The sequence below is a fragment of the Cohnella fermenti genome (assembly GCF_004801405.1).
GTDB lineage: Bacteria > Bacillota > Bacilli > Paenibacillales > Paenibacillaceae > Cohnella > Cohnella fermenti.
In genome coordinates this window covers 36,147-59,718 of the sequence record NZ_SSOB01000004.1, presented here as the reverse complement: position 1 = coordinate 59,718, position 23,572 = coordinate 36,147, and the positions used below count along the sequence as shown (strand labels likewise).

The window sequence follows — 23,572 nt, the reverse complement described above, 5'->3', positions numbered from 1 at the left end:
TATTGATATTATCATAAATCCAAATATTAAAGGCGTCAATCGGCAATCTATCTCACCCGCTGCAATCGTCCGTCAGTTCTGCTTCATGCTCTCCAGCATAGAGATCGCATTGACGAGATGGTTGTCGAAGATCTGCCGCGCAACTTGAAGAAGCTCCTTGATGAGCGGGTCCCGCAACGAGTAAATGACGGAGGTTCCGTCCTTGGTGCCGTACACGACGTTCTTCCCGCGAAGAATGGCGAGCTGTTGCGACACCGCCGAGCCTTCGCTTCCGAGCAGCGTCTGGATCTCGTTCACCGTCTTGTCTCCTTCAGACAGAACCTCGAGAATCCGAATTCGGAGAGGATGCGCCAACGCTTTAAAAAAATCGGCTTTGAATTGCTGAACTTCTTGGAACATATAAGGAATGCCCTCCCCGAGCCTGGGTGTCGTCTGGTTATCTCTAACCAGAATAACACATTCAGGACGGAGAGGGCACCCGCGCGGGACCTCTATACTTCGATCGATTGAATAAGCCCCTTCAGCTTCTCGGCCGACTTATGCAGAAGTTCCTTCTCGGACTCCGAGATCTGCAGCTTCAGCACCTCGCGCACACCGGTGCGGTCCACGACGCAAGGAACGCCGAGGTACACGTCGGAGACGCCATGGTAATCCTGCAGCAGCGTCGAGACGTTGAGCACGGCTCCTTCGTCGCGCAGGATCGCGGTGCAGATCCGGTCGAGCGCAAGAGCGATCGCGTAATAGGTCGCCCCCTTCGCCGAGATGATCTCATAGGCCGCATCGCGCGTATTGCGGAAGATGCGATCCTTCTGGTCCTCATCGAACGAGATGCGTGTGCCCGCGATGTTGGCGAGGCTCCATACCGGCAGCTCGGAATCTCCGTGCTCGCCGATAATATGCGCATGGACGCTCCGCGGATCGATGCCGAGCTCCTCCCCGATCAAGTACCGGAATCTCGCGCTGTCGAGCAGAGTTCCCGAGCCGATGATCCGGTGAACGGGCCACTGCGATTTTTTCCAAGAGAAGTAGCTCATAATGTCGACCGGATTCGAAGCGATCAGCAGAATGCCGTCCTGGTTGTACTTGAACACCTCCGTCATGATGCTCTCGAAGATGCCGACGTTGCGCTTCAGCAGGTCGATCCGCGACTCGCCCGGCTTCTGAGCGGCTCCCGCCGTGATGATGATAATGTTCGCCCCGGCGCAATCCTCGTAGCTCCCCGCCCATACCTTCGTGCGGCCGAGAAACGGCATGCCGTGGTTCATGTCGATGGCGTCGCCCCTCGCCTTGGCCTGATTGGCGTCGATGAGCACGAGCTCGTCCGCCCGCTCCCTCAGCAACAGCGTATATGCGGTCGTCGCTCCTACCGCTCCGACTCCGATGACGACGATCTTTGTTTTGCTCATCGTGTTACTCATGATTATCAACCTCCGATTGTGATGGCTGGGCATCCAGTTCGTCCAAGTAAGGCTTGTTCACATAATAATACATGAAGCCCATCAGAACGGCACCGCCGATAATGTTGCCTAGCGTAACCGGGATGAGGTTGTGGAATACCCCGCCCATCGAGATTGTGCCGGGATGATGCAGCACCAGCGCAATCGCGAACGTACACATATTGGCGATACTATGCTCGTAGCCCGAGATGAAGAAGCAGAAGACGAACAGGATCATCGCGAACATTTTGGCACCGTCGCCCTTCATGGACATCGGCACGAAGAATGCGAGGCACACCAGCCAGTTACAGAGCAGCGCCCGGAAGAACAGCTCCATGACCGGCAGGTTCATCTTCTTGTCCACGACGCTGAGCAGGAACTCGTTGACGGAGGATTCCGAGAACAGCCCTGTCGTAAAGATAATAAACGCGAAAAAAGCAGCACCGACGATATTGCCTATGTACGTGTAAAGCCACAGCTTCAGGACGGTCTTCCACTCGAGCCTCTTCCGGAGAGCCGCGTAGGTATAGTAGAACGTGTTGCCGGTGAACAGGTCCCCTCCTCCGTACGAGATCAGGATGATCGCCGCCCCGAACGTAATCGCGGCCATCGGATACGTAAGCGGCGAATGCTCCCCATAGAAGAAGCTGCCCGTCTTGAACGCGACGATGACCCCGAAGCCGATAAACATGCTCGCCAGCGCGGAACGCGCGATATACCGGAGCCTGCTCTGCTTAAACACTTTATGCTTCTTCAACGCAAGCTTCTCCACCTGCTGCAGAGCGGTAACTTCCATTGCAGGTTCACCCCCTTCTCCGGATCGGATTGGCAACAGTACCAGTGTAATCCACACCCGGCTCCAGTGACAACATAAGGTTTGTCCGGTTGCCGTTATGCGTAAGGACATGGTCTCTACTGTACGCAATAGGGAGCGCGCGGCGCTGTGCGGTAGATCACACCTTGAGGGGACTAAGGAACCAAAGACTAACAAAAAAATCCGCCCGATATCTGCCCGATAGGAAGAAATCGGACGGATGTCGGGCGGTCGGAACCGGATCAGCCGGATAACGAAGACCGATTCCAGAATAAAGGCGGCGCTTACTCGGCGGGCGGCTCGCGATCCGGATCACGATCCGCAGAATCGGCATCGGCTTCCTTGTCCGCGTCGACGTCGGCTTCCGCATCGGCAAGCGGGCTGGACAAGCCAGCGGAAGCGGCGGAAAACTCGGAGTCGGCGTTCAGCTCTTGCCGCAGTTCCTCCGTCAGCTTCCGCATAAGCTCGCGCAGCCGCTCCGCCCGTTCGGACCCCGGATCGGCCTGCGACTCTCTCGCTGCCCGGGCCAGCAAGCCGACGGCTTCGGGCCAGCCGATTGCGAGATCCCGCAAGTCGCGCTTGTCGAAGGGAGGCCATCCCTCCCGTTCCGGTCCGGGATGACCGCGCCGATCCCAGCGCCCCTCGGGAGCGACCGGCGCCTCCTTCGCGCGCTCGCGAAGATGCTCCTTGCCCGCTTCCGTAATCTCATACAGCTTCTTGCCTTCCGCTTCGCCGGATTGGACGAACCCCATCTCTTCGAGCAATTGCAGGTTCGGATAGATCGAGCCGGCGCTCGGCGTGTACAAGCCGCCCGTCTTCTCCTCCATCGCTTTGATCAACTGGTAGCCGTGCATCGGCTCGGCGGCAAGCAGCTCCAGCAGGGCGAACTTGAACTCGCCGCGCATGAAGAAGCGTTTGCCTTCGCGCCGGCCGTCGAACCAGGGTTCCCCGCGTCCTCCGAAACCGGGGCGGCCCCGCCCCGGCCCGTCGAAGCCTCGGGGACCGCCTCCGCGGCCCGGATGGCCCCCGAAGCCTCCGTGGCCTCCGTGCCCCGGATGACCGGGATGACGGCCGCGACCGTCCGGCCAGCCGCGATCGCTCGGACCTCCGCGACCGCCGCGTTCCTCTGGTCCGCCGCGGCCTCCGTAGCCTCCCCGCCCATCGCGCTCATCCGGCCCGCCGCGGCCGCCTCCCCTTCCGTCATCCTGACGGAAAAACATCTCCCGTCCGCGCAAGGCTTCTCCCCGGAAGCCTCTCCAACCTTGGCCGCGCTGCCTTCCATGTCCGAATGGATTCATTCTCATGATCGTTCACTCCTTGTTATATAGTGGATGTTAATTAGCAGATGCATTCAATACGATATATCGTTAACGATGTACCCATACTATAATACGATATATCGCATTAAGTCAAGCGACATTCTCCGATCCGCCATCCTCCGCGATTTTATGCGGTTTTTCACACTCATCGGCTGGGATACGCGGCAATTGCGGTGTTTTATGCGGTTTTTAGCATACATCCAGCACCTCGGGCCGGAATCTCCGCTATGTATGCTATTTTTCACATAGAATCGCTCAAACCACCCGTTATTGCGCTGCACGAATGCGAAATTTCACATAAATCCCCGACATCCGCAACAAAAAGGAACATCCCCGACCAGACAGGGATGTTCCTCGCAAATATGTTTTTCTCCGACTGACTGTCTGCCTACGCCTGAACCGGCCTCGCCTTCCTGAAGAACAACGAGATCGCGACATTGACCACGGCCAGCGCCAGTCCGATCTTGAACACAAGCGAGGAGCCCGCCGCCGCGGCTTCCTCGATGCTGGGGGCGACCGCCTCCAGGTAGCGGTTCTGCTTGGCGGTCATGAGCGACACCATAACGGCGATGCCGATCGCGCCGCATACCTGCTGAGCCGTCTGCGTAATCGCGATTCCGTCCGGGTAGTACCGGCGCGGCAGGGCGTTAAGCGTGTTCGTCTGGACGGATGCGATAACGAGCCCGACGCCGAGCATCATGACGACATGCGTCAGCGCGACGGCCCACAGGGCGGTCTCCGTCCCGTATGTCGCATAGAGCAAGTAGCCGACCGCGATCAGAATCGTCCCCGGCACAATGACGGCGCGGGGGCCGTACCTGTCGAACATCCGGCCGATAACCGGGGACAGAATGCAGTTGAGCAAGCTGCCCGGAAGCAGCAGCAGGCCGGTCGCGAACGCCGTGACGACGAGCGCGATCTGCATGAACATCGGCAGCACGACGAGCAGGGACAGCATGTTCAGGAACGTAATCATGTTCATGATAAGACCGAGCACGAAGAGCGGACTGCGGAACGCCTTCATATTGAGCATCGGCATCTCCATCTTCGTCTGGCGAAGCGCGAAGAGGAGCAGGCCGGACAAGCCGACGACGATCGAGCCGGTCACGAGTCCGTCGCCCCAGCCGCGGTCGCCGGCGGCGCTGAAGCCGTAGACGACGCCTCCGAAGCCGATCGTGGACAAGCAGACGGACAACGCATCGAGCCTCACCTTGCGCAGCTCGTTCAAGTTCGGAATATGGATGTAGCCGAGCGCAATGGAGAACAATAGGAACGGAAGCGTGAACCAGAATATCCAGTGCCACGACAGCGTGTCCAGAATGAGGCCGGCGAGCGTCGGCCCGAGCGCGGGTCCGGCCAGAATGACCAGCCCCATGACGCCCATCGCCCCGCCGCGCTTATCCGGCGTGAAGATGGTGAAGATGACGTTCTGGGTAAGCGGAAGAACGATCGCAAGCCCTGCCGCTTGAATGACCCGCGCCGCAAGCAGAATTCCGAAGGAAGGCGCCAGGGCCGCGATGATCGTCCCGAAGATCGACAGCGAGACCGAGGTGAGGAACAGTTGGCGTGTCGTCAGCCTCTGCATCAGCACGCCGGTGACCGGAACCAGGATGCCGAGCGTCAGGAAGTACCCCGTCGCCAGCCACTGGACGGTCGTATTGCTGACTGCGAAGATCGCGGTCAATTGGCTCAGAGCGATGTTCAATGCCGTCTCGCTGAAAAGCCCGACGAAGCCGGCCACGAACAGAGCGGCCATGATCGGTACGGTGTTGGTCTTGGTTGCTGTAGCGGCAGTTGTTGCTGTGGCAGTAATTCCTTTATTCACTTGATTCTAACTCCTTTATCATAGTTGGCAGCCATTGCTTGATGGCCAAGAGAGGCTCTGTCGATTGAGTCGTCAAGCAGAGTACAATGCCCCCTTCGAGCGATGCGTTTACCATAAGCGCCAAGGAAGACGCTTTCTCTGCCGCTAGGCCGTCCTCCGCAAGTCTGCGCCGGAAGATCCCCTGCATCTCCACATACAATTGGGCGCAAGCCCTCCTCACCGGATCGCTGAGCGTATCGATCCCGCTGACGACACTGCTGATCGTATAGCCCGCGATCGTCCCCTCCGTCTCGTAGAGGAAGATCAGCCGGTCCAACACGGCGCCGATCGCCTCCGCCGTCGTCGGTTGGCGCTCGAAGATCGACTCGATGTCTTCTGCAATCGCCTCATGCAAGGAACGAATGCAGGCGAGCAGCAGTTCTTCCTTCCCACCCGGAAAATGATGGTACAACGCACCCTTGGTCAGATGGCCGAGCTTGAGAATTTCGTTGAGCCCCGTGCCCGTATAGCCTTGCTTCTGAAACAGCTTGGTCGCGATATCGATTATCAGCGATTTCGTGTCCATTCCCGCAACACACCTCCACATACCAACCAGTCTGTTTGTTATCATACCAAAAAAATTTTCGCAAAAGCAACTCCCGATTCCTGTCATTATTGCGAGCCTCCGGAAACAGGTCAAGAATCGTTAAAAGAGACATCTTCGGTGCCGCGGTGCGCCTTAATGATTGCGAATGTTCTGAAAATATGACGATTTAACCCTCCTCCCACCCGTGATACATTCGAGCTGCGCTGCAACCACGTCCCCTTCAGCTTGAAGCGCAACGCTTATAATCCGGTACGCCAAGGGGGGTGATCCGGCTTCTCACAGCAAGGGACCGGCTCCATGGACAGACCGCAACCCGCGCATCATTCCATTACAAGGAGGTAATCCAATGAAGAAGACCATCACCTTGCTTGTGCTGTTCCTGCTCCTGCTAGACTCGTCCTCCGCCTTCGCCGCACCGAAGCTCAACACGTTCGAACGGCCCGCCCGGGGCACTGCTTATACGCTCGGCGAGTGGGCAACGGACGGCTGGAGCGCCCCTTGGGACCTCGGCATGAGCACCCGAACCTGGATCGACGGCTACAACTTCAACCACTCCGGCGGCCAATCTCTCCGCGTCTTCTACCCGGCGGGGCAGATCGACCCGGACAATTCCGGCGCGCAGGCTCCGTTCGTCCTGACCCCGGGACAGGAATATTACTTGTCCTACTGGGTCCGGTTCAGCAGCGACTTCAGTTGGGGAACGACGGAATTCGCCGGCAAGCTCGGGCTCGGCTTGGCCGGAGGCGCGGCATGCTCGGGCGGCCAGACGTGCACCGGCTATAACGGCTTCAGCTCGCGGATGATCTGGCGATCCGGCGGCCAAGCGGCCATCTATTACTATCATATGGGCAACAACGGCCAATACGGGGACTACGCCGTGCTCAAGAACAGCAACGGCACCGATATTTACTACCCGAAGGGAACCTGGGTCAACATCGTGCAGCGGCTCAAGGTCAACACGGTGACGAGCGGAGCGGCGAACCCGGACGGCGAGATTCAGATCTGGTACAACGGCGTCTCGGCGGCCACCATCACCGGCCTGCGCTTCGTCCGCAATGCCGATCTGGTCGACAAGGCGTACTTCTCGTCGTTCTTCGGAGGAGCAACGTCGTCCTTCGCGCCGGCCAACGATTCGTATATCTGGTACGACGACCTGAAGGTGTCCACGAACCGGGCGGATATCTGCGAGCTCAGCTCGGGAGGCTGCTTCACCCGGACGTTCCAGGCGGAGGATTACACGGCGATGCACGGCGTCATGACCGAGCCGACGCCGGATGCCGGCGGGGGGCTGAACGTCGGCGGCATCGACGCGCAGGACTGGATCGCCTTCGGCAACGTAACGATCCCGAAGACCGGCACCTACCTCGTGGAGTACCGGGTCGCCTCCCCCAACACCGGCGGCAAGCTGTCGCTCGACATCAACGAAGGCGCCACCGTTCTCGGGCAGGTCGACATTCCGAACACCGGCAGTTGGTCCAGCTACCGCACCGTCTCCCACCAGGTCCAGATAACGGCGGGAACGTACCAGTTCGGCCTGTACGCCCCGGTCGGCGGCTATGACATCAATTGGTGGAAGATCACACAGCTCTACTAAGCCAGAATCTGCCAGTCTAAACCATCGGCGGACCGGGCAACCGGCTGCCGGTGGTTTTTTGGGAAGCGGTGTTTGTATGCGAGAAACCGCACTTATAGAGGCAATTACGATACCGGGGTGCTGGATGGGAGATGCGCACAACGACACCCGCCTATCGATGAGCCGCCGGTTAGCGTGAAACCCGCCTATCGATGCTCCGAAGAGACGATTGGCGAAGCCAATGAGCGTGAAACCCGCCTATCGACTGTTCGTTCCACTTGCAATCCCGTCCAGCGGCTCTCCCCTCTCTCGCCTGCGCCCTATTCCCTCTGGCAGCATTAGGTCTCTTCTCCCTTTCGTTCAGGACAAGGATGTGCAAGGGGAATGAGCTGACCCAAGAGCAAAGGGGATGATCGGCAAGCGAAGGTTCCTGATTCAAGGGGAGAAGAGGCATAAGGGTTTAGCAGGGGGATCGCGCCCTTGCCAACCCCATAATACGGAATTCCTCTCGCCAACATGCCGACCGCGCAGGGCGGGTGCTATATAAGTTGAACGAATGAATTTAACCTAGCAAGTTACAATCGCACAGAACGATGAACCCGAAAACTCCTGACCCGGGGCCAGGTCGAGTGAATAAGCCTGAAATTTCGAGTACATTTCGCGGTCTGTGGCCCGATCGAGCGAATAAGCCTGAAATTTCGAGTACATTTCGCGGCCTGTGGCCATGTCGAGCGAATAAGCCTGAAATTTCGAGTACATTTCGCGATCTGTGGCCATGTCGAGCGAATAAGCCTGAAATTTCGAGTACATTTCGCGATCTGTGGCCCGATCGAGCAAATAAGCCTGAAATTTCGATTACATTTCGCGATCTGTCGCCAAACCCGTCTGCGGCCAGCACGGCGGCCCAACTTCCCACTTCATCGTAATAGAATCTCATACCATGAGCGAAGTATCGAAACGAGTGTGCCCGTTAAAATCTCTGGTTCAACATCGTATTAAACCATATAAAACGCGAGGTTCCCGCCGATCCACGCCGACGAATGTGAAAAACCGCATAAGAAGAACCGTCAGGGCGAAGTTTCCCCGACGGTTCTTCTTATTTGCGGTTTAGAGGAGCTGCAGCAGCCGAACGATGACCGTCGCCGCTTCGGCGCGGGTGACGACGCCGCCAGGCTCGAACAGGTTGCCCGTTCGGCCCTTCATGAGGCCGAGAGCTTGCGCCTGCCGAACCGCGTCGGCCGCCCAGACGGGAATCTTCGCCGCGTCAGAGAAGCCTGCCGCCGCACTCGCCGTCGCAGCCGTTGCGCCGGCTTCCATTGTGCCTGCTTCCATTGCGCCGGCTTCCGTAGCGGCGGCATCCAGCGCGTTCGCCAGCAGCAGCGCCAGTTGCGCGCGGCTTAGCTCCTCGCCCGGCCGGAGCGTGCCGTCCGCATAGCCGTGCAGGATGCCCGCCTTGACGGCCTGCGCCAGCGCCGGCTTCGCCCAGGCGCCGACCGCGTCGGCGTCGGAGAAGCCGCCGAGCGCTTCCGCGCCGCCGGAGAGCTTCAGCCCGTTCATCAGCATGACGATGAACTCCGCCCGCGTCACGCTTTGGTCCGGCTTAAAGCTGCCGTCTGCGTAGCCGTTCACGATACCGGCCTCGAGCGCGGCCTTGATATCGTTCTCGGCCCAATGGCCGGCGATGTCCGCGAAGCTCGGACTTGCCGCCGGAGTCTCGACCGCCAGAACCGCGAACTTGGTCAGGTGGTTGGACTCGACTGTCACGTAGCTTCCGCTTACCGTCCCTCCCATCTCGACCCAAAGCTTTTTCTCCTCGTCGTAGTAATGAATCGAAGGCTTCTCGCCCGCGGCCAGCTTCGCCGGGTCGAACTGCAGGCGAATCGTGATCGGCTTCGTGAAAGCGCCGGGCTCGCTCTTCGTGATCTCGAAGACGGAGCTGAGCAGCTTGTCGCCGCCGGCCGCCAATGACGCGAGTACGGCCGGATCGGCCAGCCTCTCGGCGATGTACTTCGCCGCTTGGCCGAGCGCCCCCGCAGGCACGGTCACCGTCAGCTCCTGGCCGATGGCCAGATCCGACGCCGTTCCCGCGGCGATCGTCTTCTCCGCCCGGTTAGGGTCGGTCGGAGTCGTCACGCTCGTTCCGCCGCCAGGGTAAACCGGCGTGGTCGGGTCCGTTGGATCGGTCGGGTCCGTTGGGTCTGTCGGGTCTGTCGGGTCTGTCGGGTCTGTCGGGTCTGTCGGGTCCGTTGGGTCTGTCGGGTCTGTCGGGTCTGTCGGGTCTGTCGGGTCCGTACCGCCAATCGTCGAGCTGACCATGACGAAGCCGTTGTCCGCCGTGAACGCTGTCTCCTCGCCGTTCCACAGCGCCGATGTCGCACCCGGCGCGTAGACGACGGCGGTCAGGCTCTCGTAGCCCGTCCAGCCTTGCGTATCCACGCTCAGCACGCCGTTCACGTACGAGACCGCCAGCTTCACCTCGTCCGCCGTCAAACCTGCGCCGTCTGCGAACGAGTATTGCAGTTGCCCTGCCGCCTCAACGTCCGGGTTATAGTAGAAAACCTGCCCGCGCCCGTCCTTCAGCTTCACTTCGATCGATCCGCCCTCCGTCCGGCTGACGCTCTCGATGATGCTCTCCCCGGAGAACGGCTCCAGCACGCTGACGAATTGGGCGCTCGACGCGTTCACGCGGTTGATCAGCACCGGCGTATACACGTCCGTCGCGTTGCCCGGTCCCGGCGCTTCGCCCACGATCATCTGCGTCGGCTTGTCGTCCGAGCTTGTCAGGCTGAACAGCTTGAGGCCATTGCCCGCCGCGGTCGTCCAGGCCCCTTCCCACAAGCCGGTCGCGTCCGATACCTGCCCGTTGCGGAAGAACGAGTATGCATCATCCGTGCCAAGCGTCTCGTTGTAGGTCGCCTGCTCCTCATCCGTCGCGAATTCGCCCATGCCGTGCACAATCCAATCGATCTGATGCTCCGAGTCGGACGAGACGCTGAACAGGTCGATCAGGTAGTTGTCCGTGACGGCGACCGTGCGCTCGTACCGGTTCAAGCCCTCGTACGCCTTGCTCGCCGTGTTCGTCATGATGCCGATCGTTTCGGACGGCAGGAACAGCTTCGTCGGCTCGTAAATCTCCGTCGCCCCGTCCGCCTGCACCTGCTGCGTCTGTCCATCGAGCAGCACCGTGTTGTGCGGGAACGACTTTTTATAATAGGACTCATACATCGAATTGCTGTAAGGCGGAATGCCCGGGTCCGGCGCCAGGCGCTCCCCCTTGCCGAAAATCTCGAGATGAAGCTTGTCCGGATGGCCGTGATAACCCCCGTGCTTGCCGTAATCGACTAGCGCGTACAACTGGTCGTCTCCTTCGCCGGCGCGCAGCACCGAATGGCCGATGCCCGTGAAGTTCACGCTCTCGGACGGCAGCGAGCCGCCGCTCGGAATCTCGTCCACGCCGTAGAACACCGCTTGCTCGCCCGCAATGCCGGAGCCGGAGTTGCCCGGAACGACGAAGCCGCCGCGCACGCGGCCGTTGTCTGCGTAGAGCTTGTTCAACAGCGCGCCGTAGGCCGGGTCGAGGTAATGCGCGTACACCGCCTCGTAATCCATCGGGACGACCCTGCCCGGAGCCGCCAAGCTTGTCGGATACTTGCCCGAGTCGTTGCCATTGATAATCCCCAAGTCGGGAAAAGCATACTGAAGAGTCACGTCGTACATTTTCTTAAAATTCGGGCTTGCGAACAAGTCGTACCCCATGCTCTGAAGCGCCTGGGCATGATAGAACAAGGCCGATTGCGCGTAGAAGTGGTAGCCGATCGCTCCCTCATACCAGAAGCCGTCGGACAGCACGCTGTTCTCCATCTGGAAGTCGAAGCCGCTGCGTCCGGACACGGAGAAGTCCATCAGCGTCTTGTCCTCCAGCAGCGCCCCGATCGCTCCGATCGCGGCGTTGTGCCACGTCTGCCAGTTCGACTTGCCGGTGTCGTAGCCCTGCAGCGTCTTCGCCGACGGAGCGAACAGGTTCATCTCGATGTCGTACTTCTCCGCCGCGCTCAGCAGGCCGCTCGGCTCGATCAGGTCGTACGCTTGCGCCAGCGAGATGATCTGCACGGCCTCGTCGAGCGATTGATAATAGATTCGCCCGTTCAGCGGCTGCAGCGGATAGCTCGGATAGAGCGCCGCGTAGTTCACGAGAATCTCCTTCGCCTTCGCCGCATACTTCGTCTCCCCGGTCAGCGAGTAGACGATGGCGAGGTTGCGGGCGGCCTCGATGTTCGCCGTGTGGGCGTAGAACCGCCAGGCGGCATCCAGGTCGTCGCCGGTATAATACTCGCCGTCCGTCGGACACAGGTGCTCGTGCGGCTTGTCGTAATTAAACGTGAGCGACACGTCGCCGCAGACGTACAGCGTGCTCTCGCCGCCCGGCTTGGACGGATAATTCATCGTCTTGTCGACCCATTCGTCGGCCTTGAGAGCAACTGCTTCCACGTAATCTTGTGCCCAGTCGTAGGTGGCGATTTTCCTCTTCGCTTCGGTCAGTTGGGCCTCGGACGCCATCACGTAAGGATGCTGCATCGTCGCCTCGCGCGGCTGTCCTACCTTCAGGTTCATCTCGATCGTTGTCTCCTTGCCGCCCTGCAGCGGCTTGACGTTCAGCACACTCTTCACCGAATCCCCGGCCTGCGCCGCAGCCGGAACCGTCACGACGACATCGACGTCCGTCTCGGCTCCGTTCGCCACGACGGAGGTCGTCTCGGGGAAGACCGCCTCGTAGCCCGCTCCGAACGCCGTCTTCTGCGTCAACTGATACGCCGTCGCTTCTCCTCCGATGTTCTTGAGCGAGAAGGCGTAGTGGACCGTGCTGTCCGGCAGCGCGCTCTTGTCGATCTGACGAATCGACGGCTCGATTGCGTTCTTCGTCAGCGCCAGCCCGTCGAAGATGAGCTTGTCGGTCGGGCTCGGAGTCGGATCGGAATCGTACCAGCGCGGGTGAATGATCGCCTTCGTGAGGTTGGCGAGGTTCGCTCCGCCGTTGGAGTTGAGGAACTTGTTCAGCGGAAGCTCGACCTTCTTCCATCCCTTCCAGTCCACGAAGAACGACGTCATGAAGTACTCGTTGCCCGGATTGCTGTCGTCGGGGGTGTAGAGGATGAAGTAAATTTTTTTGTTCGAGATGGCGTCGGAATACAGCCAGAACTCGACCTGGTCGTTCGACGCCCATGGCGCCGTCTTCACGTCGGTGATGTCGATCGGGGTCGTCGGGTCCAGCCACTGTCCGGACGCGCTGCCGAGAACGGCCGGCTCGGTCACGGGCGTCGTGTTCGTCCACCCGGCGAACGTCTCGGTGTTGCTGATCTGCAGGCTGGAGCTGCCGGACAGGTCGATGTCGTACGAGAAGCTTGCTTCCTCGCTCACCGTGCCGTCCAGCTCCGCCTTGGTCGCAATCGTCTGCGAGCTGTCGACGAGAAGAGGAGCGGTGTAGAGACGGAAGTCGGTGTCGACGCCCACAATCTTGTAGAAAATATCCGCGTCCTCCGTCTCGGTGCTCAGCGACACCGTCTTCGGCTCGGCATACATGCCGGCCGGGGGCGACGCCGTCACGCTCTCGACGTAATCTCCGTAGACGAAGGTGTATTCGTATGTCGTCTCTGCGCTGTCCACTCCGTTCAGCGAGGCCTTGGTCACGAGGGTCGTGTCCTCGGTCAGCACGAGAGGAGCGGTGTAGGCCTGGAAGTCGGCGTCGACTCCCTCTCTCTTATAGGAGATCGTTGCGAGGGAGGACGGGGTCGACGCGGTGGAGAGCGTCACCGTCGCCTTATTGACATATTCGCCCGACGGCTTGCTCGCAACGACCGGATACAGCTCGCCGGCCCCCGTCAGCCGGAAGTCGTCGAGGTACATGTTCAGCTCCGGATCGCGGGTCGTGCCGGACACCCCGGCCTGATCGAAGCGGATATAATCGAGCGGTCCCCACGCCGCCACCGTATCCGCGCTCTTCTGCGTCTTGACCGTCGCCAGCGGAACCTCGATCTCCTTCCAGCCCGTCCAGTCAAGGGCGATGCGGTAATAGTAATATTGGCTGTCGCCCTTCATAAAGAAGCGGATCTGGAACGGCTTCTCCGCCTGGTCGCCGGTCCGCGCCTTCACGTTGTACGCCCAGAACTTGAGCGTGCTGTAGCTGTTCAGGTCGATGTTCGGAGCCTGCTTCGGATAGATAAGCGCCGCTCCGTCGATATATTCGGTCGGCTTGGTCTCGTCGGGGACAATGTTGAGAATCCACTTCTTCGAGCCGGTGCCTTCCTTGATGTAGGCCGGATCGGTGTTCGCGACCAGTGCGATGCCGGCCGTGCCGACCGTATCGCCGGTCGAGTTCGTCGCCGAATCCATCGCATTGAATTGCGTCGAATACGGGACGGCGATCGGCGCTGCGGCGGCAGCGGAACCGGCGCCGGGGTCGGCATCGCCGCCGGCTGCGGCGGCGGTGCGCGGCGGCAACGTGCCGAGCACTGCCGTGACGAGCATAAGCGCCGAGAGAGCGGCGCTGATCGGCTTCAGGTACCTCTGGATCGATAATGCCATCGTGATCATCCTCTCACTTGACTTGATAGTGTGGCCCTCTCGCCCGATAGTCGTGCCGGGCAGGATGGAACAAGCCCCGTCGTGCGGCAACGGGGCTTGCGATTGCGATTACGGCTGCGGCCGCTGTATGGCGGAATTTCCGACATTTGGGCGGGGCGGGACCGGCTTGCGGCTGCTGTATGGCGGAATTTCCGACATTCGGGCGGCTTCGGACGGCTTGCGGCTGCTGTATGGCGGAATTTCCGACATTCGGGCTGGGCGTGACCGACTAGCTGCTGCTGTATGGCGGAATTTCCGACATTTGAGCGGCTCGGGACCGGCTTGCGGCTGCTGTATGGCGGAATTTCCGACATTTGGGCGGCTTCGGACGGCTTGCCGGCTGCTGTGTGGCGGAATTTCCGACATTTGGGCGGGGCGGGACCGGCTTGCGGCTGCTGTATGACGGAATTTCCGACATTTGGGCGGGGCGGGACCGGCTTGCGGCTGCTGTATGACGGAATTTCCGACATTTGGGAGGATCGGGACCGACTAACGGCTGCTGTATGGCGGAATTTCCGACATTTGGGCGGCTCGGGACCGGCTTGCGGCTGCTGTATGGCGGAATTTCCGACATTCGGGCGGATCGGGACCGACTAACGGCTGCTGTATGACGGAATTTCCGACATTCAGGCGGCTTCGGACGGCTTGCGGCTGCTGTATGGCGGAATTTCCGACATTTGGGTGGCTTCGGACGGCTTGCGGCTGCTGTATGGCGGAATTTCCGACATTCGGGCGGATCAGGTGCGCAGTTTGGTTACTCTCTTCCTCCATCCGACGCTCCGTCCCGACCGTGTGCGCTGTTAAACTACCTTCTTGGCTTCTTCGCCGCTACGCCGGGCTCAGGTGCGCAGTTTGGTTACTCTCTTCCTCCATCCGATGCTCCGTCCCGACCGTGTGCGCTGTTAAACTACCTTCTTGGCTTCTTCGCCGCTACGCCGGGCTCAGGTGCGCAGTTTGGTTACTCTCTTCCTCCATCCGACGCTCCGTCCCAACCGTGTGCGCAGTTTCGGAACCTTCCAAAGTCACCATAGAACAATTGTCAAGCACCGTTGAGCTCGCATAAAACCGCGGTGATCGGTCCCCTACCGGCATTACGAATGTGAATTTTCACATAAAATTGTGGCGGCGGGCTGGTGCCAGGCTTGGGGGGCGGGGGAGTTCGGCGAATGTACGCAATCAAGCGTGCCCTTCGCCTCCTTCGCCTCCCTCGCCCCGCTGCCTGCTGCCTCCTACACTCTACCTACTCCCCACCACATACCACATGTTCCCTATTGCCCACCACATGCCGCCTGTCCGCTGCCTGCGAGCTCTTACTTCACAGCCGCCTTGGCGCGGTCGTCGGCTGTCTTGTAGATGGCCAGGATGTCTTCGTAGCCGAGCTTCTTCTCTTCTTCCACGAACTTGTCCCACTCGTCGAAGCTGCGGGTGCCGAGGATGAACTTCGCGAAGTTCTCGTCGCGGTGGCTGTTCAGCGAGTCGCCCTTCGTGCTGAGAATCTGCTGCTCCTCCGGCGTGAAGGCGAGGCTCGCTTGCTTGTAGCCGTCGTACTTGGGCGCTTGCTCGTATGCCGCCTGCAGCTCCGGCGAAGAGACGGAGATGTGGCTGTCGAAGTCGTACCAGGCGTACGTGCCGTCGGTGGACAGCCCCGTCTTCTTGCGCAGGTCGGTAATGTCCGCGTACTTCTCGATGTACGACTTGCCGCTGGCGGTAACGCCTTCCTTGCCCCAGGATACCGTATCGCGTCCTTCCTCGGAGTAGAAGAAGTCGATGAACTTCACGATGTCGTCGACCTTCTTCGTCTTGGAGGAGATCATGAAACCTTCTTCCATCGTCGCGGTGAACGCGTTCTTCTGCGGTCCGCCTTCCCAGCCGGCCGGCGGCGCCATGAATGCCATCGTGAAGTCCGGATTGTCGGCGCGCAGCGCGGAGTTGTAGAAGTCGATCCGGCCGATGTAGTCGAGCGTAACGAATGCGCGATCCGTCGATACGATGTCCTGCCACATCTTCGTGTCGATCGTCAGGAAGTCCTTCGGAATAAGGCCGTCTTTGTAGAACTTGTTGAAGTAGGTCAGCATCGTCTTGTATTCGTCTTGAATCGCCGCGTACTTCCATTCGCCTGCGGTGTCGTCGAAGAACACGCTCGGTGCCGTCGTATCGACCGGAGCGGAGACGTTGAAGCCCGCGCCGAAGTCGTAGAAGTAGCGAAGTCCGTTGCGGAACGTAAGCGGGTAGCTGTCCGGGTATTCGGCCTTCAGCTTCTTCAGCGTGTCATAGAGCTCGTCCCACGTGTTCGGCGTGGACAGCCCCAGCTTCTCGAAGACGTCCTGGCGGTACATCCAGGTGCGGCGATTCGACTCGCCGAGGCCCTGATTCGGGAACACGTACATTTTGCCGTCGGAGGAGAGCACGTTCTGCGTCTCTGTCGGATACTTCTCCATCCAAGCCTTGAAGTTCGGCATCTGATCGACGTAGTCGAGGATGTTGACGAGCGCGCCTTGCTGGCCGAACTTGTCCGCGATCGCCTTCGATTGCGTCCACATCAGGTCCGGCAGATCGCCGGAAGCGATCGTGAGGCTCAGGGCGTCTTCCAGAAGGTTGCCGGCCGGGAGCTGGACGTCCAGCGTGACGCCGGTTTTCTCCTTGATGAAGTCGTACACCTGCCAGTTCTCGTCATACGGCCAGCTCGGGTTGCTGTAGTTCAGGAACGTGAACGTCTGCTCCTTGAGCTCCGGAGATGCGGCCGGCGAGCTTGCGCCGGAGCTGCTGCCGCTTGGCGCGGCGCCGGAAGCCGAGGGGGACGATTCTCCCCCGTTGTTGTTGCTCGAGCACGCGCCCAATACGAGGCTCATGCCCATTACCGCGGCTAACACGACACTTGTCTTCTTGCTCATTGTAGCCCCTCGCTTTCCTTTTCCTGTTCGTATTTTCCCATGCTTGTATATTAACCTTTGACCGACCCGATAAGTGCCCCCTTGGCAAAATACTTCTGGAGGAACGGGTAGACCAATAGGATGGGAACCGTCGTGACGATGATGGTGGCGTACTTGAGAGATTCGTCGATGATCATCGAGTCGCCGCCCACATTCCCCGCTCCGTTCGCGCCGCTGGCGCCTTGAAGCACCATGTTGCGGACGATGATCTGAAGAGGGAACAAGTCGGCGTCTCTTAGGTAGAGCAGCGCGGAGAAGAAGTTGTTCCAGATCGCGACTCCGTAGAAAAGACCGACCGTAGCGATGATCGCCTTGGACAGCGGAAGCACGAGCCGGAAGAAAATCCCGATGTCGTTCAAGCCGTCGATCTTGCCGGATTCTTCGACCTCCTGCGGCATGCCGGAGAAGAACGTTCGCATCACGATGAGGTTCCAGGTGCTGATCGCTCCGGGCAGAATCATCGCCCAGATCGTATCGATCAGGTGGTAGCTGCGGACGACGAGGAATGTCGGAATCATGCCGCCGCTGAAGAACAGCGTGATCGTGACGATGACCATGAAGCCGCGGCGGAACATCATCTCCCGCTTCGAGAGCGCGTACGCTCCCGCGGCGGTGATGAGCAAGGAGATTGCCGTCCCGAGCACCGTGTACACAATCGTGTTGAGATAAGCTCGCCCGATCTCGGGGTTGTCGAATACGGCCTTGTAGGTGTTCAAGGTGAACGCCTTCGGCCAGAAGAACACTTGGCCCTTAAGCACGGGCACGGTGCCGCTCAGCGATACCGCGATCATATAGATGAACGGATAGAGCGCAGAAGCCGCGACGGCGAACAGAACGATATACAGCAAGGCATCGAATACACCGAATTTATGTTTGATAAGGTCCCTCTCCCTTCCTCACCACAGGCTGGTCTCGCTCTTCTTGCGGCTGATCCAATTCGCCGTGAGAATGAAGAGCAGGTTGATGACGCTCGTGAACAGGTCGATGGCCGTTCCGTAGCTGTAATTCATGGATTGGATGCCCGTCCGGAAGACGTAGGTGCTGAGCACGTCGGCCGTGGAATAGATGGAAGGATTCAGCATAAGCAGCACCTTCTCGAAGCCGATATCGAGCACGTGCCCGATGTTCAGAATAAACAGGATGATAATCGCCGGCGTGATGCCGGGCAGCGTAATATTCCGTATCTGGTGCCAGCGGTTCGCCCCGTCCACCCGGGCCGCTTCATACAACTGCGGATCGATCGCGCTGAGTGCGGCGAGATAGATGATCGTCTCCCAGCCGATGTGCTGCCAGATCTCCGATAGAATGTAGAGCGAACGGAAGTAGTTCGCGTTCTGCATGAAGTTGACCGTGTCGTGGCCCAGCCATTCGATCAACTGATTGACGAGCCCGTTCGTCGGCGACAGGAACAGGAACATCATGCTCACGACAACAACGTTGGAGATGAAGTGCGGCAAGTAGCTGATCGACTGCACGACCTTCTTCACCGTCAGGATACGAACCTCGTTCAGCAGCAACGCAAGCACAATCGGAGCCGGGAACGAGAAGATCACCTTGTACAAGCCGAGCAGAATCGTGTTCTTCAGCAGCTTGAGGAAGTCCGGGCTCTCGAAGAACATCTTGTAGTACTTGACTCCTGCCCAATCGCTCTGCCACACTCCCTTGAAGGCGTTGTAGTCCTTGAACGAGATCAGAATGCCGAACATCGGCACGTACTTGAACATGATGTAATAGATGAGCGCCGGCAGAAAAAGCAACAGCAAGTATTTGCTTCGGTTCAGCTTTGAACGGAATGGGGTGGAACGAGTTGCAATCATTCGGTGATCCTCCAGTCTGGGGCAGGGCGTCTATGCCGTTAACCTTACGATCTCGACACGCTTCCCTCAATGATGCGATATCCGGAAACCTCGCTTTTCTTCGCTTACCATTAGAGATGGCAATCTTCTTAACGTCTGCCAAGGAGCCGGATGCTGCAGTTGTCCGCAAGGCTCCGGTTCGCCGCCTCCAGGAAGGAGACGATCGCCAGCGTCTCGGCCGGGTCGACCGGGGAGCGTCCGGCGCGGAAGAACGAGACGAGCGCCTCGAGCGTCTCGGCCAGGAACGGCTTGTCCGTCTCCCGGATCTCGATCGCCCGCGAGCCGGAAGCCCGGTGCAGCGTTCCGCCGAACGCCTCGCTGCCCGTCCGGAAGCCGCGAATCGTTCCGATTCGTCCGTCCGCCCACGTGCCGACAACAGCGTCGTGCTCCGGGGTGCGGAACGCCGTCACTTCGGCGCAATCCTGCCCGAGCGCGCGGAACAGCATCTCCGCCGTATGAATGCCGTACCAGAAGTAGCCCGGCTGGGTCGGCTCCAGCGCCATCGGGCCGTGGAAGTCCGCGCCCAGCACGGGCCCCGCCCCATTGTCCCGCAGGGCGGAGGTCAGCGCCCCTGCATAGCGGAGAGCCGAGCAGCTCATCCACGGCGTGCCGCATTCGGCCGCCAGCCTCGCCATCTCCTCCGCCTCCGCCGAACTAAGCGCGAACGGCTTGTCGACGAAGATCGGCTTGCCGTACGGCGCCATCCGCCCGAACAGTTCGAGCCGCGTTCTTCCGTCCACTGCCTCGAGCATCCATGCGTCGCAGCGGCGGGCGACCTCGTCGATCGACTCCAGCATCGCCACGCCTTGGCGGTCGCGCAGCTCCCGGACGTAGCCGTCGAGCCGCCCGGCGCTCATCGCGAAGTCCGGCGATGCCGCTCCCGGCCATGCGGCGACCAAGCGAGCCCCCTCGATCCGATACGGATGCCCTTCCTCGTTAAGCATCCGCGCGAAGTGGACCACCCGCGAATTGTCGAGGCCGACCATGCCGATTCGCAAGCTCCCCTCCGACGCAACCGCCGAATTCGCCGCGTTCATCGCATTTATCGCGTTATCCGCGCTCATTCGCGCCGCCCCCTTGGTCGACGGCCACTTCCGTCCCGAGCTCGCTCGAGCGGTACAGGCTCTCCACCGCCGCGACGACGCTGCGGGAATACGCCATCGAGCTCTCCGGTTCGCGCCCTTCCTCGATCGCCCCGAGCAAGTCCTCGAATTGCAGGACGAACGGCGGGGCCTGCGGCGGAACCGGCACCTCCCGGTACTCCCGGCCGTCCCCGGCCCAGAGGCCGATGCCGGATCGGAGCAGCAGGCTGCCTCCCGTGAACAGCAGCTCCGTCTCGTCGACAATGGCGCCCGGATAGCCCGATTGGGAGATCGTCGCGGGAACGCCCGACGACAGGTCGAGGAATGCGGTGCCGCCTCCTTCGACGTCGCCTCGGCGCAGCGAATAGTCGACGCGGGCTTTGATTCCCGTCACCCGGCTGTCTGTCAGCCATTGAAGCTTGTCGATCGAGTGCGAGCCCAGATTCGTCAGAATGCCGCCTCCCGCCTTCGCCTTCTCGAAGAACCAACCGGGCCGCGCGGGCGTGTCGTACGGCAGGTGCCGCCGGTCGTTCATCATGACGAGCTTGCCGAGCCGGCCGCTCGCGATCCAGCTCTTGGCCTCCCGGTTCTCCGCGGTATAGTGGTGAGTGTGGCCGACCATCATCCTCACCCGATTCCTCCGGACCGCCGCGATAATCTCGTCGCATTCCTTCGTATTCAGCGCCATCGGCTTCTCGAGCAGAATATGACAGCCCTGCTCCGCCGCGAACAACGAGGCTTCCCGATGCAGATAGTGCGGCAAGGTTACGATCGCGATATCGGGCTTCTCCTTGGCGAGCATCTCTTTATAATCGATATAGGACCTGATGCCGTACTTGCCGGCCAGCGCGTCCGCGCGCGCCGAATTCACGTCCGCAATCGCGCACGGCGTCAGCCGGTCCGGCGAACTCATCGCCCTCATCGCTTCCAGGTGCGAGCCTGCGATATTGCCGGCTCCGATAATGGCCACGCGATAAGTGTTCAGCTCCATCGCCTCCCCTTCGAATTCGAGAGCCATCATATCAAGCTCGCCTCGGGCCGAGCTATCAGGGGATCTTGCGTTTCTTCTCGAATCTTGCAATTAGCGGGGGTTTGTTAACGGATCGTTAAAATGAACAAGTTTCCAAAGCGATGAGTATTGAGAGAAAAGCTAACATGCGGCTATACTCAGTTCTATGACGACAACAGGAAAGGAACATTCGGATGAGAGGGAAGACACGATCCAAAGGGATGGGCAAAAACCAGATGTCTCTCTTCTACACCTTGTTCGGCAGCTTCATCGCGGTCATCTTGCTGCTGGTGTCGATCAACTCGATCGCCTTCGCTTTTTTCCGCAACAATATCAAGGACGAGATGATCCAGACCAGCAGCCTGAATCTGATGGCATCCGCATCAAACTACGAGAAGCACATCAAGCTGATCCGCAGCTTCATGCTCGGCTATCTGTTCGACAACAATACTCAAATCTTGAAGCGCGGCGACCCGATGCGGCGTTACGACGTCGTCATCGACGTGCAGAAGGAGCTTGAGCACAACCTGAACAACTCCCTTCTGTACCTCGATAACATCGTCTATTACTTCAAGAACGACGACTTCGTCATTGAACGCGACGGCACTCGTTCCGCAGAGGCGATGTTCTCCCGGTTCTACAACCATCCGGACTACACCGCCGACTTCTGGAGCGAGCAGTTGCAGAGCGAACGGAGCTTCAACGTGTATCCCGCCGGCACGTTCCGCTACGTCTCGCCGTTCGAGGAGAAGACGATCGGTACCCTTATGCCCATCCTCGTCAAGAACGCTTACGATCACCAGTTTGCTTTTATCGCGCTGCTGAATGCCAATCGAGCCTTCGAGGCGTTCCATCAGCCGAAGCCGGACAGCAGCTTCATCATCCTGAACGAGGACGGCCGGGTGCTGTTCTCCTCCGGGGCGGAGGCGGCTCCTCCCGAAGAGATCGCGCAGCGCAAGGGCGAGGGCTACGTCGTCGCGAACGATCGGTACTACTTCTACCGAACGGCAGACGATTCCGGCTTCACCTACTTCGAGGTCGTCTCGACGAAGGGTCTCGCCGAGCAGTTGCGCCGCCTGAACCTGGCGCTGGCCGCCCTTATCGCCCTGTCGATCCTGATCGGCCTGGCCGTGTCCTACTGGTTCGCCAAGCGGTTCCACAACCCGCTCGCCAACATGATCCGGTCGGTGCAATCGCTGAGCATTCTGGGCGTTCCCGCCGTGGAGGGCAGCCGGATCAAGGAGTTCAACCTGCTGCAGAGCACCTTGAGCCATCTGTCCCGCTCGAACCAGCAATACCACGAGGACCTGCTCGCCAAGAACAATCTGCTGCAGCAGTTCGCCTACATGAAGAAGCTGAAGAAGCTGCAGGGCGACGCGGAATGGATGCAGACCTCGATCGATACGAACGAGCCTTACCGGCTTGTCCTGTCGCAGATCGAATTCAAGGACCGATTCGCCAAGGAGATCGCGAATGCGCCTCAGCGCGCCTTCAATATGTACAAGGAGCTGATCGCCGCCCACTTCTCCAGCCGTTACGACAACTCGCTTACGTTCCAGCTCGAGAAGGATCAGGTTCTGTCCATCCTGTTCGTGAAGGAGGACAAGGAGAACGACGGCTTGGAGGAGCGGGACATAAGGCGAAGAGGAGAAGGCCGGGACGGAGACATGAGCGAGTTGGTCGCGATGCTCGGCAGAGACATCCCGTACTGCAACTTCACAATCGCGATAAGCCCGGTTCGCCACCATTCCTCCGACTTCGCCGAGACGTACCAGAATGTGCTCGATCTGATCAAGCAGCGCCGCCTCGGCGAGGACGTGCAGGTCATCGGAGAATGGGTTCCGCAGCCGTCGCTCATGATTCCTTCTCCGTCCGAGGAGCAGGAGTTGACCGCCAACCTCCAATCCGGCTGCGACGACATTACGATTCCGCTCGTCGACCGGCTGCTCGACCAACTGGACAAGGCGGGAGCGCTCGCTTATCAGTTCCAGGACTTCGCCGTCGACATCGTGAACCGTGCGATCAAAATCATGTACGCCCAGAACATCTCGCCCGGCACCATTGCCGATGGAGGTTCTCCCTACGAGCAGCTTAAGGCGTGCCATACGCTGGAGCAGTACAAGGCGTTCTTCGACAAGTTCCTGTCGAGGTCGGCCGCCGCCGTACAGGCCAAGAAGTCCTCGACCGACGTCATCACGAAGTTCGTTATGGAATACGTCGAGGCCCACTACGGCGAGGATTTGTCGCTTGACGTCATCGCCGGCAAACTCGGCATCACCGGCCCGTACCTGTCCACCTACTACAAGGAGAAGACGGGCACGAACTTTAGCGACTATATTTTCTCCGTGCGGATGAACAAGGCGACCGAGATGCTGCGCGAGACGGATCTGAAGATTCAGGAGATCGCTTCGCTTGTCGGCTATTACACCGTTGCGTCGTTTAACCGCGTCTTCAAGCGATATGCCGGCATCACGCCGAGCGAATACCGCAGGCAGCACAGCCAATGGCGAGAGTGAGAACGGGG

At 59.9% G+C, this 23,572-nt stretch carries 14 protein-coding genes; 2 read left to right on the top strand and 12 right to left on the bottom strand.

From position 1 onward, the window contains the following. Nucleotides 1–72 precede the first annotated feature (72 nt). The 6 genes from E6C55_RS04430 to E6C55_RS04405 all read right to left on the bottom strand — a co-directional run bounded on the left by E6C55_RS04430 (nucleotide 73) and on the right by E6C55_RS04405 (nucleotide 5,959). On the bottom strand, nucleotides 73–399 hold the full coding sequence (locus E6C55_RS04430; protein ID WP_136368574.1) for an ArsR/SmtB family transcription factor: 327 nt from the start codon (nucleotides 397–399) through the stop codon (nucleotides 73–75). A 92-nt stretch (nucleotides 400–491) separates the two neighbouring features. Then, nucleotides 492–1,418 carry an L-lactate dehydrogenase gene (locus E6C55_RS04425; protein ID WP_230986532.1) on the bottom strand — a complete coding sequence of 309 codons (927 nt, stop codon included), beginning with the start codon at nucleotides 1,416–1,418 and terminating at the stop codon, nucleotides 492–494. Beyond that, complete coding sequence (locus tag E6C55_RS04420) at nucleotides 1,411–2,232, bottom strand: formate/nitrite transporter family protein (RefSeq protein ID WP_136368573.1); 822 nt, start codon at nucleotides 2,230–2,232, stop codon at nucleotides 1,411–1,413. The genes E6C55_RS04425 and E6C55_RS04420 overlap by 8 nt, the downstream gene beginning before the upstream one ends. Nucleotides 2,233–2,534: 302 nt before the next feature. Beyond that, nucleotides 2,535–3,554 carry a PadR family transcriptional regulator gene (locus tag E6C55_RS04415; protein WP_230986531.1) on the bottom strand — a complete coding sequence of 340 codons (1,020 nt, stop codon included), beginning with the start codon at nucleotides 3,552–3,554 and terminating at the stop codon, nucleotides 2,535–2,537. A 403-nt stretch (nucleotides 3,555–3,957) separates the two neighbouring features. Continuing rightward, complete coding sequence (locus E6C55_RS04410; protein WP_230986530.1) at nucleotides 3,958–5,394, bottom strand: DHA2 family efflux MFS transporter permease subunit; 1,437 nt, start codon at nucleotides 5,392–5,394, stop codon at nucleotides 3,958–3,960. Beyond that, complete coding sequence (locus E6C55_RS04405) at nucleotides 5,387–5,959, bottom strand: TetR/AcrR family transcriptional regulator (protein ID WP_136368572.1); 573 nt, start codon at nucleotides 5,957–5,959, stop codon at nucleotides 5,387–5,389. Before E6C55_RS04405 ends, E6C55_RS04410 begins: the two co-directional genes overlap by 8 nt. A gap of 367 nt (nucleotides 5,960–6,326) precedes the next feature. On the opposite strand from E6C55_RS04405, the gene E6C55_RS04400 reads away from it, so the two are divergent. After that, on the top strand, nucleotides 6,327–7,574 hold the full coding sequence (locus E6C55_RS04400) for a carbohydrate-binding protein (RefSeq protein ID WP_136368571.1): 1,248 nt from the start codon (nucleotides 6,327–6,329) through the stop codon (nucleotides 7,572–7,574). Nucleotides 7,575–8,660: 1,086 nt separating this feature from the next. On the opposite strand, the gene E6C55_RS04395 is transcribed toward E6C55_RS04400, so the two are convergent. From E6C55_RS04395 to E6C55_RS04370, 6 genes are all read right to left on the bottom strand, one after another. Next, nucleotides 8,661–14,132, bottom strand: a complete 5,472-nt coding sequence (locus E6C55_RS04395; protein WP_168735453.1) for an S-layer homology domain-containing protein — start codon at nucleotides 14,130–14,132, stop codon at nucleotides 8,661–8,663. A gap of 1,349 nt (nucleotides 14,133–15,481) precedes the next feature. Continuing rightward, entirely contained in the window at nucleotides 15,482–17,062 is a 1,581-nt protein-coding gene (locus tag E6C55_RS04390; RefSeq protein ID WP_136368569.1) for an extracellular solute-binding protein, read from the bottom strand. Nucleotides 17,063–17,112: 50 nt separating this feature from the next. Beyond that, nucleotides 17,113–17,979, bottom strand: a complete 867-nt coding sequence (locus tag E6C55_RS04385; protein ID WP_230986543.1) for a carbohydrate ABC transporter permease — start codon at nucleotides 17,977–17,979, stop codon at nucleotides 17,113–17,115. Between the two features lie 18 nt (nucleotides 17,980–17,997). Beyond that, nucleotides 17,998–18,918 (bottom strand): ABC transporter permease, encoded by a 921-nt coding sequence (locus E6C55_RS04380; protein WP_136368568.1) that lies wholly within the window; start codon nucleotides 18,916–18,918, stop codon nucleotides 17,998–18,000. Between the two features lie 128 nt (nucleotides 18,919–19,046). Beyond that, on the bottom strand, nucleotides 19,047–20,021 hold the full coding sequence (locus E6C55_RS04375) for a Gfo/Idh/MocA family protein (RefSeq protein WP_230986529.1): 975 nt from the start codon (nucleotides 20,019–20,021) through the stop codon (nucleotides 19,047–19,049). Next, the gene (locus E6C55_RS04370; RefSeq protein WP_230986528.1) at nucleotides 20,008–21,060 is read right to left on the bottom strand and encodes a Gfo/Idh/MocA family protein; all 1,053 of its coding nucleotides are present in this window, start codon (nucleotides 21,058–21,060) and stop codon (nucleotides 20,008–20,010) included. The genes E6C55_RS04375 and E6C55_RS04370 overlap by 14 nt, the downstream gene beginning before the upstream one ends. 182 nt (nucleotides 21,061–21,242) lie before the next feature. Between E6C55_RS04370 and E6C55_RS04365 the strand changes: the two genes are divergently transcribed. Then, nucleotides 21,243–23,564, top strand: a complete 2,322-nt coding sequence (locus E6C55_RS04365; protein WP_136368567.1) for a helix-turn-helix domain-containing protein — start codon at nucleotides 21,243–21,245, stop codon at nucleotides 23,562–23,564. The last annotated feature ends 8 nt before the right edge of the window (nucleotides 23,565–23,572 follow it).